The sequence below is a fragment of the Agrobacterium sp. CGMCC 11546 genome, from assembly GCF_013365515.1.
GTDB lineage: Bacteria > Pseudomonadota > Alphaproteobacteria > Rhizobiales > Rhizobiaceae > Agrobacterium > Agrobacterium fabrum.
The window spans coordinates 2,903,303-2,917,442 of record NZ_CP047387.1; the positions used below are offsets into that span (position 1 = coordinate 2,903,303).

General features: G+C 58.8%; 13 protein-coding genes. 9 read left to right on the forward strand and 4 right to left on the reverse strand.

The genetic code is table 11. From position 1 onward, the window contains the following. Positions 1–37: 37 nt before the first annotated feature. The gene (gene phnF, locus GSF67_RS14225; RefSeq protein WP_035214533.1) at positions 38–775 is read left to right on the forward strand and encodes a phosphonate metabolism transcriptional regulator PhnF; all 738 of its coding nucleotides are present in this window, start codon (positions 38–40) and stop codon (positions 773–775) included. Positions 776–784: 9 nt separating this feature from the next. Here phnF and dapB read toward each other — a convergent pair whose 3' ends face one another. The 4 genes from dapB to mepA all read right to left on the reverse strand — a co-directional run bounded on the left by dapB (position 785) and on the right by mepA (position 4,342). Continuing rightward, positions 785–1,612, reverse strand: a complete 828-nt coding sequence (gene dapB, locus GSF67_RS14230) for a 4-hydroxy-tetrahydrodipicolinate reductase (protein WP_006310011.1) — start codon at positions 1,610–1,612, stop codon at positions 785–787. A gap of 141 nt (positions 1,613–1,753) precedes the next feature. Continuing rightward, positions 1,754–2,776, reverse strand: coding sequence for a glucokinase (locus tag GSF67_RS14235; RefSeq protein WP_006310013.1), 1,023 nt, complete (start codon positions 2,774–2,776; stop codon positions 1,754–1,756). Positions 2,777–2,803: 27 nt separating this feature from the next. Continuing rightward, positions 2,804–3,187: a methylglyoxal synthase gene (locus GSF67_RS14240; RefSeq protein ID WP_006310016.1), complete on the reverse strand. Its 384-nt coding sequence runs from the start codon at positions 3,185–3,187 to the stop codon at positions 2,804–2,806. Between the two features lie 99 nt (positions 3,188–3,286). Then, complete coding sequence (gene mepA, locus GSF67_RS14245) at positions 3,287–4,342, reverse strand: penicillin-insensitive murein endopeptidase (RefSeq protein ID WP_006310018.1); 1,056 nt, start codon at positions 4,340–4,342, stop codon at positions 3,287–3,289. Positions 4,343–4,544: 202 nt separating this feature from the next. Between mepA and GSF67_RS14250 the strand changes: the two genes are divergently transcribed. The 8 genes from GSF67_RS14250 to GSF67_RS14285 all read left to right on the forward strand — a co-directional run bounded on the left by GSF67_RS14250 (position 4,545) and on the right by GSF67_RS14285 (position 14,139). After that, positions 4,545–6,389, forward strand: a complete 1,845-nt coding sequence (locus GSF67_RS14250) for an extracellular solute-binding protein (RefSeq protein WP_006310020.1) — start codon at positions 4,545–4,547, stop codon at positions 6,387–6,389. Positions 6,390–6,530: 141 nt separating this feature from the next. After that, the gene (locus GSF67_RS14255) at positions 6,531–7,625 is read left to right on the forward strand and encodes a microcin C ABC transporter permease YejB (RefSeq protein ID WP_006310022.1); all 1,095 of its coding nucleotides are present in this window, start codon (positions 6,531–6,533) and stop codon (positions 7,623–7,625) included. Then, positions 7,625–8,770 carry an ABC transporter permease gene (locus GSF67_RS14260; protein WP_006310027.1) on the forward strand — a complete coding sequence of 382 codons (1,146 nt, stop codon included), beginning with the start codon at positions 7,625–7,627 and terminating at the stop codon, positions 8,768–8,770. The genes GSF67_RS14255 and GSF67_RS14260 overlap by 1 nt, the downstream gene beginning before the upstream one ends. 66 nt (positions 8,771–8,836) lie before the next feature. Beyond that, positions 8,837–9,133, forward strand: coding sequence for a hypothetical protein (locus GSF67_RS14265; RefSeq protein ID WP_035214534.1), 297 nt, complete (start codon positions 8,837–8,839; stop codon positions 9,131–9,133). Then, a complete protein-coding gene (locus GSF67_RS14270) occupies positions 9,133–9,633 on the forward strand; it encodes a PIN domain-containing protein (RefSeq protein WP_006310031.1) in 501 nt (166 codons plus the stop codon). The genes GSF67_RS14265 and GSF67_RS14270 overlap by 1 nt, the downstream gene beginning before the upstream one ends. Continuing rightward, on the forward strand, positions 9,630–11,258 hold the full coding sequence (locus tag GSF67_RS14275; protein WP_006310032.1) for an ABC transporter ATP-binding protein: 1,629 nt from the start codon (positions 9,630–9,632) through the stop codon (positions 11,256–11,258). Before GSF67_RS14270 ends, GSF67_RS14275 begins: the two co-directional genes overlap by 4 nt. A gap of 99 nt (positions 11,259–11,357) precedes the next feature. Further along, positions 11,358–12,605 (forward strand): FAD-binding oxidoreductase, encoded by a 1,248-nt coding sequence (locus GSF67_RS14280; protein WP_006310033.1) that lies wholly within the window; start codon positions 11,358–11,360, stop codon positions 12,603–12,605. Between the two features lie 172 nt (positions 12,606–12,777). Then, positions 12,778–14,139: a glutamine synthetase family protein gene (locus tag GSF67_RS14285; protein WP_035214563.1), complete on the forward strand. Its 1,362-nt coding sequence runs from the start codon at positions 12,778–12,780 to the stop codon at positions 14,137–14,139. Position 14,140: the final 1 nt, after the last annotated feature.

Genomic DNA, 14,140 nt, shown 5'->3' on the forward strand with positions numbered 1-14,140 from the left:
AGCTACAATTAACGTCGATGAATGACAAGCGTGTGACATGAGCCCTGCAGCAGCGATGAAAAGAAAGAACGGCGTGGCGCTCTGGCGGCAGATCGCCGACCGCATCAGAGGCGAGATCGCGGCCGGTGATCACGACGAAACCGGCATGTTGCCGCCGGAGATGACGCTGGCCGAAAAATTCGGCGTCAACCGCCATACCGTCCGGAGTGCGATCGCCGCACTGGCGAGCGAAGGCATTCTTGAGCCGATGCAGGGACGGGGCACGATGATCGCCCGCAAGGAGCGTTTGAGCTTTCCGATTTCGCTGCGCACGCGCTTCACGGCTGGCATTGGCGATCAGGTGAAGGAAATGGAGGCGCTGCTTCTTTCCCACACAACCGAACCGGCAAGTGCCGATCTCGCAGCGCGGCTGCAATTGCCATCAGGTGCGCCGCTCGTTCGTCTGGAAACCTTGCGCAAGGCGGACACCCGCCCCGTGTCGCGTTCGACCACATGGTTCCCGGCGGATCGTTTCGCCGGAATAGGCGAGGCCTATCGGAAAAGCGGCTCGATTACGGCCGCTTTCAAAGCGCTTGGCGTGGCGGACTACGTGCGCATTTCCACCGTCATTTCTGCTATCCACGCGGATACGCAGGATTTGGCCGATCTCGAACTATCGCCCGGGGCCATTCTGCTTGTCACGCAGGCATTGAATGCCGATATGGATGGCGTGCCGGTGCAATATGCCGTCAGCCGATTTTCTGCCGATACGGTCGAATTCACGGTGGAGAATTAGGGTACGGTTTTATTCCGCCTGCGAAAGGCCGAGCACATCCAGCATGGAATAGAAACCGGGCTTCTTGTCGAAGGCCCAGACTGCTGCCGTGATCGCGCCGCGTGCGAAGATGGAGCGGTCGCCGGCATAATGGGAAAGCTCGACGCGCTCGCCTTCGCCGGCGAAGATCACCGAATGTTCACCGATGACCGAGCCGCCACGCAGCGTGGCAAAACCGATGGTACCGGCCTCACGTGCGCCCGTGTGTCCGTCACGCACGCGCACGGAGGCGGCGGTGAGATCGACCTTGCGGCCGGCGGCGGCGGCTTCGCCCAGCAGCAGCGCGGTGCCCGAGGGCGCATCGACCTTGTGCTTGTGGTGCATTTCCAGAATTTCGATATCCCAGTTCTGCGCATCCAGCGCCTGCGCCGCCTGCTGGGTGAGAACGCTGAGCAGGTTGACGCCGAGGCTCATATTGCCTGACTTGACGATGCGGGCATGGCGCGACGCCGCCTTGAACTTTTCCTCGTCTTGCGGCGAGCAACCAGTCGTGCCGACGACGTGCACAATACGGGCCTGCGCGGCAAGGCCGGCAAAGGTGATGCTGGTTGCCGGTGAGGTGAAATCGATCACCCCTTCGGCATGCAGAAATGCCTGTAAGGGATCGCTGGTGATTTCGATGCCGATGGGGCCAAGACCGGCGATCTCGCCGGCATCGCGGCCAACAAAAGCCGAACCTTCACGCGCCACTGCGGCATGCAGCTGAACGCCGGGTGTCTGGTGAATGAGACGGATCAGTGCCTGTCCCATACGGCCCGCTGCGCCGACCACCACCAGTTTCATGCCGCTGCTGCCCATGTTTTCACTCACTTTTCATGTCAGGCGGATCGGAACCCGCCGGTATCGGTCGATTGATGTTTGCAGCAGCGACGTTAAAGATCGCCCGCCCGCTTCGCAAGCATCACATAGGAAGGATAGCCCCCTTTGAGAGGAGAGTAATCAGGCTCGCCAGCGCCGCCCGTCCAGCGCAAGGCCGAAATCGGAGGGTGTTCTCGCATAGGTCGCAAGCCCGGAAAGGGCCGCCTGCGGGTGGGTGACGACGAAGGTGGGGATGGTCCGCATCAGCGCGCTGTGCGGCGCCTTGTCTTCGAACGCGGCCCGAAATTCCGGGCTCTTCAGCGCCGGAATGATCTTCTGCGAAATACCGCCGGCCAGATAGACGCCGCCCTTGGCCATGAAAATCAGCGCAAGGTCGCCCGCCACGCGGCCGAGATAAGTGCTGAACAGCGACAGCGTTTCTTTTGCCTGCGCGTTCTGGCCCGAAAGCCCCTGCGAGGTAATATCAGCCGGATCGGAAAAGACAGGCTCGATGCCATCGGCTTTGCAGATGGCCCGATAAAGATTGACCAGCCCGCGTCCGCACAGAATCTGTTCGCCGGCGACGCGGCCCTCGATGGTTTCGATATGCGGGAAAACCACATAGTCGCGCGCGCTTCTCGGGCCGATATCGATATGCCCGCCTTCGCCAGGCACCGGAAACCACATATGGCGGGCATAGACCAGTCCGGCGACGCCAAGCCCCGTGCCCGGTCCAAGAACGACGCGCGACGCCAGCATGTCCTTTTTGCCGGAGCCGATAGGCTCCCGGTTGTCGTCGTCAAGAGCCGCAATCGCCAGAGCCTGCGCCTCAAAGTCGTTGATGACGATGACGTCCTTCAGGCCGAGCTTGGCCAGCATGTCTTTCGGCTTGACGACCCAATCACAATTGGTCAACGGAATCGCGTCGCCTTCGATCGGGCCGGCAATGGCCAGAATGGTCGAGACCGGCTGAAGCGAGGTCTTGTCCAGAACCGCCTGCTGGATCGCGTCATCGATACCAGGATATTCCGCCGTCTTCACCGTGGTGAGGTGCACCGGTTCCGCAAAGGAATCGATCAGGATGGAAAAGCGGGCATTGGTGCCGCCGATGTCACCAAGAAGGATCGGAAAGGACAGATATTCGGTATCGGACGTCTTCGGCATTGCCTGTTCCATTGTGGTGGGTTCGGGTCAGTCGGCGGAATTGAAGTCGATGAGGTTTTCTGCGGTGGCGCGGTTGAGCGCCATGGGAATGTCGTAGACCGTGGCAAGACGCGTCAGCGCCTTCACATCGACATCATGCGGCATGGCAGTCAGCGGATCGGTAAAGAAGATCAGCATGTCCACTTCGCCAGTGGCGATCATCGCGCCGATCTGCTGGTCGCCGCCAAGAGGACCGCTTTTGAGGCGGATGACCTCAAGCCCCGGGCAGGCTTCCTGCACACGTCCGCCGGTGGTGCCGGTGGCGACGATCCTGAAACTGGCAAGCACCTTCTGATGGTGACGGGCGAAATCCGCCATATCGTCCTTTTTCTCGTCGTGAGCGATGAGCGCGATACAGCGTTGCCCTTCCATGGTCCCAGCCTGTCCTCAAAGAATTAAATCGATTTGAAGCCTTCTATAACAGCTTGCCGCCATTTGAAAAGGGAAGCTGTTCAATGCCTCATTTCTGTTTCAGTTCAATGTCGGACGCTGGGTCGGAAGCGGAATATCGGACGGTGGCTGGATCGCCGGGGCGTTTTGAATGACCTGTTCCACATTCTGCTGACGTACGGCCTGGGCAGGGGAGGAGGAATAGGCCTGAGCCGCAATCCCCTCGGGATTGGCGGAAGGAGCTGCCGCAACCGCAGCGCAGGCCGCCGGCAAATCCGAGACCATGACCTGGCGCGGTTTCACCGGCTTGGCATTGGGGTCCTTTTTCGGCGGCGCCCATGGTTCCTTGGTGAACCACCAGGCAAGCGACTTGTCGCAGCCGTCGCCCTTGCCGACCTCCGCCTGCGGTTTGCAGTTGGGCGCGCCGGGCGGGCATTCGAGACGGATGTGGAAATGTTCGTCATGGCCGTAGATCGGCCTGATCTTGCCCATGAAGGTGCGGTCGCCGGTCCATGTCTGGCAGAGCTTCTGCTTGATGGCCGGGTTGACGAAGACACGCTCCACCTGCGGGTAACTTGCCGCCATCATCACCAGACGGGCATTGAGCGGTGACCATTTGCGGTCGTCGACCGTCAGGAACTTGCTCTTGTCCAGCATCGAGATGAAAGGCACCGTTTCGCGCTGCTCCACGGTCAGCCGGGGGGAGGGCATCGGCCGCCACCAGACGTCGACATCGAGGCCGATCTGGTGCGAGGCGTGGCCGGTCAGCATCGGGCCGCCGCGCGGCTGGGAAATATCGCCAAGCAGCAATCCCGGCCAGCCGATCTTCTGCGCATCCTGCGAAAATCGCTCGAGGAAGGAAATCAGCTGCGGCTGGCCCCAGCGCCGGTTGCGCGAAAGGCGCATGGCCTGCCAGCCGGGACCGTCGGTCGGCATGGCGATGGCGCCGGATTGGCAGCCCTTGGCATAGGAGCCAATCGGTTGAGAGGCCGCCGCCGAAGGCAGGGCCATGTGACCAAACACCTCTTTCGCGGGCCGGTCTTCGGCCGATGCGGTCTCGATCTGCAACTGCAGCGCCGAGACGACCGACATCGCCAGCAGGGCTGCCTTCAAAACTCTTGGTGATCCCGCCGTCATATAACCGTGCCCGTCCGATCAGGTGATTCTCTTGCCCCGAGAATAAACTGGAACTGGATTTTGTTGAAACCATGTTTCGCCTGGCCCTCGCAAAGCGGGGATAAAGACGCCGATAAAGAGCTTGTGAGTCAGCGCATCTGTTTTTTGCCAATCTTTCTTTTATGCTCTCTCCACCAAGCACAAAAACAGGGACATTCCCCCGATGATATTGGCACCATTGAAATCCCGTATCCTTATCGCTCTCGCTGCATCCGCCCTGCTGATACCGGCGGCGGCTTCCGCCCAGTCGGCAGATGTCTGGCGAAAGGGGATTTCGACGGTCGGGGAGCTGAAACACCCTGATGGTTTCGACCATTTCGACTATGTGAATACGAAGGCCCCGAAGGGCGGCACCTTGCGCCTGTCGACATCAGGCACGTTCGATACGCTCAATCCGCTGCTTGCCAAGGGCGAAAGGGCAACGGGCCTGTCGCTGGTTTACGATACGCTGATGAAATCAACGGAAGAGGAGCTGTCGGCCTCCTACGGTTTGCTGGCCGAGGGCGTGAGTTATCCCGACGATATTGAGAAGGCGACATTCCGGCTGCGGCAGGACGCCAAATGGGCTGATGGCAAACCGGTAACGCCTGAGGATGTCGTCTTCAGCTTCGAAAAAGCGAAGGATCTGAGCCCGCAACTCGCGACCTATTACACCCATGTCACAAAGGCAGAGGTGAGCGGCGAAAGGGACATTACCTTCACCTTCGATGAAAAGAACAATCGCGAATTGCCGCAGATCGTCGGGCAATTGCTGATCGTTCCCAAGCACTGGTGGGAAGGCACAGGTCCCGATGGCAAGCCGCGTGACATATCGCGTGGTACGCTGGAGCCGGTCATGGGTTCCGGCCCTTACAAGATCGCGGCCGTCTCTCCCGGCTCGTCCGTCACCTATGAGCGCCGCGACGATTATTGGGGCAAGGACGTCAATGTGAATGTGGGGATGAACAACTTCAAAACCATCGCCTACACTTTCTTTGCCGATCAGGACGTGGAGTTCCAGGCTTTCAAGTCCGGCACCGTCGATTTCCGGCAGGAAGCGTCCTCCAGCCGCTGGGTCACGGGTTATGATTTTCCTGCCGTGAAGGAAGGCCGCGTTAAAAAAGAGGAACTGCCGAATATCTATCGCTCGGTCGGCATCATGCAGGCCTTCGTGCCGAACATGCGGCGGGAGAAGTTCCAGAACCCGAAGCTGCGCAAGGCTCTGAACTACGCCTTCGATTTCGAGGAACTGAACCGCACGCTGGCTTACGGTCAGTTCCAGCGCATCACCAGCTTCTTCATGGGCAGCGAACTGGCTTCCTCCGGCCTGCCGACAGGCCGCGAACTGGAAATTCTTCAGGAGCTGAAGGATCAGGTTCCGCCGGAAGTCTTCACGATGGAATATCGCAACCCGGTAGCAGGCGATCCCGCCAAACAGCGCGACAATCTGCGCGAAGCGGTGAAGCTGATGAAGGAGGCCGGTTACGAATTGCGTGGCAACCGCATGGTCAATGCGGCAACCGGCCAGCAGCTGGATATGGAGTTTCTGATCGATTCCTCCGGCATGGAAAGAACCATTCTTCCCTATGTCCAGAACCTGAAGAAGATCGGCATCAACGCCACCATCCGCACCGTCGATGCCTCACAATATACCAACCGTACCCGCAGCTTCGATTTTGACGTCACGATCAAGCTCTGGGCGACATCAGCCAATCCCGGCAACGAACAGGCGGATTTCTGGGGATCGGCCGCCGCCGACCGGCAGGGGTCCAACAATCTCGCCGGCATCAAGAACCCGGCCGTCGATGCCTTGGTCCGGAAGGTCATATTTGCGCCCAACCGGGATGAACAGGTGGCCGCCGCCCGCGCGCTCGATCGGGTGCTTTTGGCAAACAGTTATGTCATTCCGCAATTTTACCGTGGCGAGATGTTCATCGCTTACTGGAACACCCTCATCCGCCCTGAAAACCTGCCCGAATATGGCGTCGGTTTTCCGGATGCGTGGTGGTCCGGCAAGGCCGGGAATTGAGGCCGGCCTTGCTTTCGCGGCGAAGGCTTGATTCACATAGGGCGAGACGAATCGCTTGGAGCGCACGCAAGGCGCTTTCACGAAAGGACCGGGTTTGACTGAAACGAAAACCGCTGGCGTAACGGCCGGGAGCAGAGGCTGATGGGCGCCTATATTCTCAGACGTCTGGCACTGATGATCCCGACGATCGTCGGCATCATGGGCATTTCGTTTCTCGTCATCCAGTTCGCGCCGGGCGGGCCGGTGGAACAGGTCGTGGCGCAGCTGACCGGGCAGGGCGACAGCGCCTCCGACCGGCTCTCGGGCGGCGGCGATCTCATGGGCCAGTCCGGTGGTTTCGATGAAAGCGGCTCGAAATATCGCGGCGCGCAGGGTCTTGATCCAGAGCTGATCAAGAAGCTCGAAAAACAGTTCGGCTTCGACAAGCCACCGCTCACCCGTTTTCTTGAAATGATGTGGAATTACATCCGCTTCGATTTCGGTGACAGCTTCTTCCGCAATTCCTCGGTCATCGATCTCATCATCGATAAGCTGCCGGTCTCGGCCTCGCTCGGCTTCTGGATCCTGATCATTTCCTATGTGATTTCCATTCCGCTCGGCATCAAGAAGGCCGTCTCCGATGGCTCGACCTTCGATGTCTGGACATCGGGCATCATCATCATCGGATATGCGGTGCCGAGCTTCCTGTTCGGTATCCTGCTCATCGTGCTTTTCGCCGGCGGATCATTCTTCGACTGGTTTCCGCTGCGCGGTCTGGTCTCGGATAATTTCGACCAGCTGAACTGGTGGCAGAAGATCATCGACTATTTCTGGCACCTGACCCTGCCGTTGATCGCGCTTTCGCTTTCGGCCTTCGCGACGACGACGCTCCTCACCAAGAATTCCTTCATCGATGAGATCAAGAAGCAATATGTCGTCACCGCCCGCGCCAAGGGTCTCTCCGAACGCAAGGTTCTCTACGGCCATGTCTTCCGCAACGCGATGCTGATCGTGATCGCCGGTTTTCCGGGCGCCTTCATCTCGGCCTTCTTCACCGGTTCGCTGCTGATCGAAAATATCTTCTCGCTGGATGGTCTCGGTCGTCTCGGTTATCTCTCGGTGGTCAACCGGGATTATCCAATCGTCTTTGGCACGCTCTTCATCTTCTCGCTGATGGGCCTCGTGGTCGGACTACTATCCGACCTGATCTACACATGGATCGATCCGCGCATCGATTTCGAGCGGAGGGACGTGTGATGTCGCTTGCCCAGCCCGCCGGAACCGAAACGCTGGTAAAGCCGAAGCGCCCATGGTTTTCACCGACGACCAAGCGCCGCTGGCAGAATTTCAAGGCCAACCGCCGCGGTTATTGGTCCTTCTGGCTGTTCCTGATCCTGTTTTTACTGAGCCTGATCGCTGAATTCATCGCCAATGACAAACCGATCCTCGCCTCCTACAAGGGCGAGATTCTCGTGCCGGTCATGGTTGATTATCCTGAAGAAAAGTTTGGCGGTTTTCTTGCCCAGACTGATTACAAATCCTCCTTCATTCAGGACGAGATCAACGCCAATGGCTGGATGATCTGGCCGCCGATCCGTTATTCCTACCAGACGGTCAATTCCAATATTCCGCATTCGGCGCCCACGGCACCCTTCTGGCTGATGGATGAAAAGGAGCGCTGCTCGGCTTACCCGCAAGGCAATGCCGATCCCGGCTGTACGCTTGGCAATCTCAACTGGCTTGGAACCGATAATCAGGCGCGCGATGTTACGGCTCGAATGATCTACGGTTTCCGCATCTCCGTGCTGTTCGGCCTGACACTGACCATCGCATCGGCCCTCGTCGGCGTCACGGCCGGCGCCATTCAGGGTTATTTCGGTGGCTGGACCGACCTGCTTCTGCAGCGTTTCATCGAAATCTGGTCGTCCATGCCGGTGCTCTACATCCTGCTGATCATCGCGGCCATTCTGCCGCCGGGCTTCTTCGTGCTGCTTGGCATCATGCTGCTGTTTTCATGGGTCGGCTTCGTTGGCATTGTCCGCGCCGAATTCCTGCGGGCCAGAAATTTCGAATATGTCCGTGCTGCCCGTGCGCTTGGCGTCGGCAATTGGACGATCATGTTCCGGCATCTTCTGCCCAATGCCATGGTGGCAACGCTGACCTTCCTGCCGTTTATCCTCTCCGGTTCGATCACGACGCTCACCTCGCTCGATTTCCTCGGCTTCGGCATGCCGCCAGGATCGCCGTCGCTGGGCGAGATGATCGCGCAGGGCAAGAACAACCTTCAGGCCCCCTGGCTTGGCCTCACCGCCTTCTTCACCATGTCCATCATGCTCTCGCTATTGATCTTCGTGGGTGAAGCGGTGCGCGACGCCTTCGATCCACGCAAGACGTTCCGGTGATCATATGTCGTGTTTTGAACGGCTCTGTAGTAGGATCACGAATATTGACACTACGGGTGAAGACAAATGAATAGAGTGGTCAGAGAACACTATCCCGTTAGCAAACTGCCTCGGGAACTCAGAGAAGGACTCGATGAAGGAGCCATGGTTCGAATCGTGGTTGAAGTCGAGGATACAACTCGCTTGGATGAAACTGATGAGCTCTCCGGCTTTTCTGCATTCCTTGACACTCCTCGTCTATCGATGACCGCCGAGCAGGCTGTCAACGCCATGGCTGAATACAGAAAAAACAATACGCAGCGCGTGACGGCGGAACAGGCAGTTGCCCGAATTCGCGAAATTCGCGATGAGTGGGATGATTAATGGAAGGCGTTGAAAGGGTCTACATCGATACCAACGTCTTTATCATGGCAATGGAAGGAGAGGAGGCGACGCGGGAGATGCTCCCCGGCCTCTTTCTTGTCGATTCCTCCAGAGCGCCAGTATTCGTCACCAGCGAGTTGACGTTCTCCGAGCTTGTCGTCAAACCTTACAAAGAGCGAAACGATCAATTGATAGATCAATATCAAAACCTGATATTGACGAGCGATTGGCTCAGTGTGGTTCCCGTAGAGAAGCCAATTTTACATTATGCTGCGGTTCTGCGCGCGCAATATTCTTCGATAAAGCTGCCGGATGCCATTCACCTTTCCACGGCTGTGGGGATGAGTTGCTCGCATTTTCTGACCAACGATTTCGGAATTCGCGGAGAATATAATCTCACCCACACAAGATACGGCGTCGTTAAGAATGCGAAACCTCTGCAAGTTATTCGGCCTGACGTCGAAACGCTAAAGCTCCTTCTCGAAAGCCTCAGTGCATGATCCAGCCGCTTCTTTCCGTCCGTGATCTCTCCGTCGCCTTCCATCAGGGTGGCGCGACCAGTGTCGCTGTCGATCACGTCTCCTTTGACCTGATGCAGGGCGAAGTCGTCGCCCTCGTCGGGGAATCCGGTTCCGGCAAGTCGGTGACGGCGAATTCCATTCTCAAATTGCTGCCCTATCCGGCGGCGAGCCATCCTTCGGGTAAAATCCTGTTCGACGGCAAGGACATGTTGACCCTGCCGGAACGGGCGTTGCGTGCCGTGCGCGGCAACGACATCACCATGATCTTCCAGGAGCCGATGACCTCGCTCAACCCGCTCCACACCATCGAGCGGCAGATCGGCGAGATACTGGAGCTGCATCAGGCAATCGCTGGTGCAGAGGCGCGCCAACGCACATTGGAACTGCTGTTGCAGGTCGGCATCCGCGAGCCGGAAAAGCGCCTGAAGGCCTATCCGCACGAATTGTCCGGTGGCCAGCGGCAGCGCGTGATGATCGCCATGGCGCTCGCCAACCGGCCGAAACTGCTGATCGCCGACGAGCCGACCACCGCGCTCGATGTGACGGTGCAGGCGCAGATCCTGGAACTGCTCGGTGATCTGAAAACGCAGCACGGCATGTCCATGCTGTTCATCACCCATGATCTCGGCATCGTCCGCAAATTTGCCGATCGCGTCTGCGTCATGACCAAGGGCAAGATCGTTGAAACCGGCACGGTGGAGCAGGTATTTACCGATCCGCAGCACGCCTATACCCGCCATTTGCTGGCAGCCGAACCGAAGGGTGAGCCGCCGCATTCCGATGCCAGCAAACCGGTGGTTATGCAGGGTGACGACATCAAGGTCTGGTTCCCCATCAAGGCGGGACTGATGCGCCGGGTGATCGACCATGTGAAGGCGGTTGATGGTATCGACATTACCCTGCGCGCCGGCCAGACCGTGGGCGTAGTGGGCGAATCCGGCTCCGGCAAGACGACGCTTGGTCTCGCTCTCTCGCGGCTGATTGCCTCGAAGGGTCGCATCAGCTTCATCGGCCAGTCGATCGACAGCTATTCCTATGAGATGATGAAGCCGCTCAGGAACCGGCTGCAGGTGGTTTTTCAGGATCCCTATGGTTCGCTCAGCCCGCGCATGTCGGTCGGCGAAATCATCGCCGAAGGCCTGAAGGTCCATGAGCGGTCTCTCTCCGCCGACGAGCGCGATACGCGGGTTGCCACGGCACTGGAAGAGGTGGGCCTCGATCCGGCCACCCGCTGGCGCTATCCGCATGAATTTTCCGGGGGCCAGCGCCAGCGCATCGCCATTGCCCGCGCCATGGTGCTTAAACCCCGTTTCGTCATGCTGGACGAGCCTACATCCGCTCTTGATATGAGCGTGCAGGCGCAGGTGGTCGACCTGCTGCGCGATCTTCAGGCAAAGCATGAACTGGCCTACCTCTTCATCAGCCATGATCTGAAGGTGGTGAAGGCGCTCGCCAACGACCTGATCGTCATGCGCCACGGCAAGGTGGTGGAGAGCGGTCCGGCGGCTGAGATTTTCGCCAATCCGCAGCAGGATTACACCAAGGCACTGCTGGCAGCGGCCTTCAATATAGAGGCGGTGGAAACAAAGGCGGTCAGCCAGTAAGACACATCATCTTTCCATTAAGGCAATGATTTTTTGTTGCTTTGCGGAAAACGCCGACCCATGTTGTGGTCAGCGTGACATGGAAACGGATTGATTGCGATGGCAGCGGATGTGGTCGTTTTGGGAGCGGGGATCATCGGGGTCTCTGTTGCTTTGCAACTGGCCCGCAGGGGCAAATCGGTGGTGCTGTTGGACCGGCGCGGACCGGGCGAAGAGACCTCTTTCGGCAATGCCGGCCTGATCCAGAGAGAGGGCGTGGTGCCCTACGGCTTCCCGCAGGACCTTGCGCTACTGCTGCGCTATTCGCTGAACAACAGGATCGATGTCCGTTATCGCCTCTCGGCCCTGCCGAAGATTGCGCCTTTCCTCGGCCGTTATTGGTATAATTCCGCAGCCATCAGGCATGCCGCGATTGCCCGCGCCTATGCACCGCTGATCGAGCACTCCGTGTCCGAGCACAATATCCTCATCGATGAAGCGAAGGCCGTCGATCTGATCGTCAAAAATGGCTGGATGGAGGCCTATAGAACCGCCGAAAGGCGGGATGCTGACTATGCCTTTGCTGAGCGTCTTTCGCGCGAGCACGGCATTTCCCATACGAAACTTGACGCTGAAGCGCTGGCAACGGCAGAACCGCATCTCAGCCATGATTTCGTCGGCGGCCTGAAATGGAATGATCCCTGGTCAGTACGCGATCCGCACGCGCTGACGCTTGCTTATGTCAAACTGTTCGAAAGCCTCGGTGGAACCTTTGTCCGGGGCGATGCCTCCACCCTCAGCCAGACGACAAGCGGCTGGACAGTGCGCACTGAAACCGGCGCGGTGGAGGCCGAACATGCCGTCGTGGCACTTGGTCCCTGGGCGGATACGGTGACGGAAAGGCTGGGTTATCGCTTCCCGCTCGGCGTGAAGCGCGGCTATCACATGCATTATGCGCCACAGTCGGGCGCAAAGCTCAACAACTGGCTGATCGATGCCGAGCGTGGTTATTTCCTGGCGCCGATGCGAAAGGGCATCCGCCTGACAACCGGTGCCGAATTTGCCGAACGCGATGCGCCGAAATCCCCCGTACAGATCGAGCGGGCGGAACGGGTTGCCCGCACAGTCTTTCCCCTTGGCGGCCGGCTGGATGCGGAACCGTGGATGGGCGCACGCCCCTGCACGCCTGACATGATGCCGATCATCGGCAAGGCGCCGCGCCACAGAACCTTGTGGTTTGCCTTCGGCCACGCCCATCACGGACTGACGCTTGGGCCGATCACCGGCCGTGTTCTGGCGGAAACCATGCTGGGAGAAGCGCCTGTTATCGCTATCGATGCCTATCGTCCGGAAAGGTTCAATCCCTGACAGCCGAATCCGCTGGCCTTCCTGTGATAGCCCACGTAACATGATCATATACAAAGGGGAAAAGGGGCAAACGTCATCATGGTGGCGAGGTTTCTCATCTATCAGCAGCAGGACGACTTTCGTTAGCGAAACTCGCTGCGCATGAAACGAGATGGAAACGGCTTGCTGGTGCATAATGTATGATATTGAAAACGCAAAGAAATTTTTCGCTGATAATCCCGATATCGAAATTCTCGAAGCTTTCGTCATAGATGCGAACGGCGTTCCGCGCGGTAAATGGATTCCGCGTGAGAGAGCAATTGACGTGCTTGAAAAGGGAATGGCGATCCCGCGATCCGTTTATGCGCTGGATATCTGGGGCCGGGATGTGCACGCCGCAGGTCTCGCCGAAGGCACGGGTGATCCTGATGGTTTTTGTTTCCCCGTTCCCGGTACGCTGTCACGGGTAACATGGCTTGGCCGGCCGACGGCGCAGGTTCTGCTGGCGATGAAAAACGCGGATGGGACCGGATTTTATGGTGATCCGCGCCATGTTCTGTCGCAGGTTCTGAACGCCTATAAAAAGGCTGGCCTCACGCCGGTCGTGGCGACCGAACTGGAATTCTACCTCATCGATCCCGTCCGCTCGGCGCTTGACCCGGTGCGCCCGCCGCACAGCCGCGAAGGTCGCTGGCACACCGGCCAGACGCAGGTTCTATCGATTTCCGAATTGCAGGATTTCGAGGATGTCTTCCATGATATCGCGACAGCCTGCCGCGCCCAGGGTGTGCTTGCAGATACGACGCTGCGGGAAAATGGCCCCGGGCAATATGAGATCAACCTCAACCACGTGCCGGATGCCCTGCAGGCCGCCGATTTTGCCGTCTTCCTGAAACGCATCGTCAAAGGTGTGGCGCGACGGCACGAACTCGACGCCACCTTCATGGCCAAGCCCTATGGGCTGCAGGCCGGCAACGGCATGCATGTGCATTTTTCCGTTCTCGACAGGGACGGCAGGAATATCTACGCCGGGGAAAACGGTCCGTCGGATGCGCTGATGCACTCGGTCGGCGGCCTGTTGGAAAACATGGGGGAGAGCATGGCGATCTTCGCTCCTCATGCCAATTCCTATCGCCGCCTCACCCCAAGCGAACACGCGCCGACCTACGCTTCGTGGGGTATCGACAACCGCTCGGCTGCGGTCCGCGTCATCGTGGCCAGCAAGGCGGCAACCCGCATCGAACACCGCGTCGCCGGCGCCGACACCAATCCCTACCTGGTCCTCGCGATGATCCTCAGCGCCGCTATCGCCGGCATGAAGGAGAAGCGCCAGCCCGGCGGCGCGATTGCCGGTGACAGCCACGCGATCAATCACGAACCGCTTCCCACCAACTGGGACTATGCATTGCAGCGCTTCACGCGTTCGAGCTTTGCCTATGCGACGCTCGGCCAGAAGTACCGCACGCTGTTTTCCGCCTGCAAGCAGCAGGAGCTTTCCGAATTTTCCCTGCGTGTAACCGACGTCGAATATGACGCCTATATCAGGACGGTGTGAG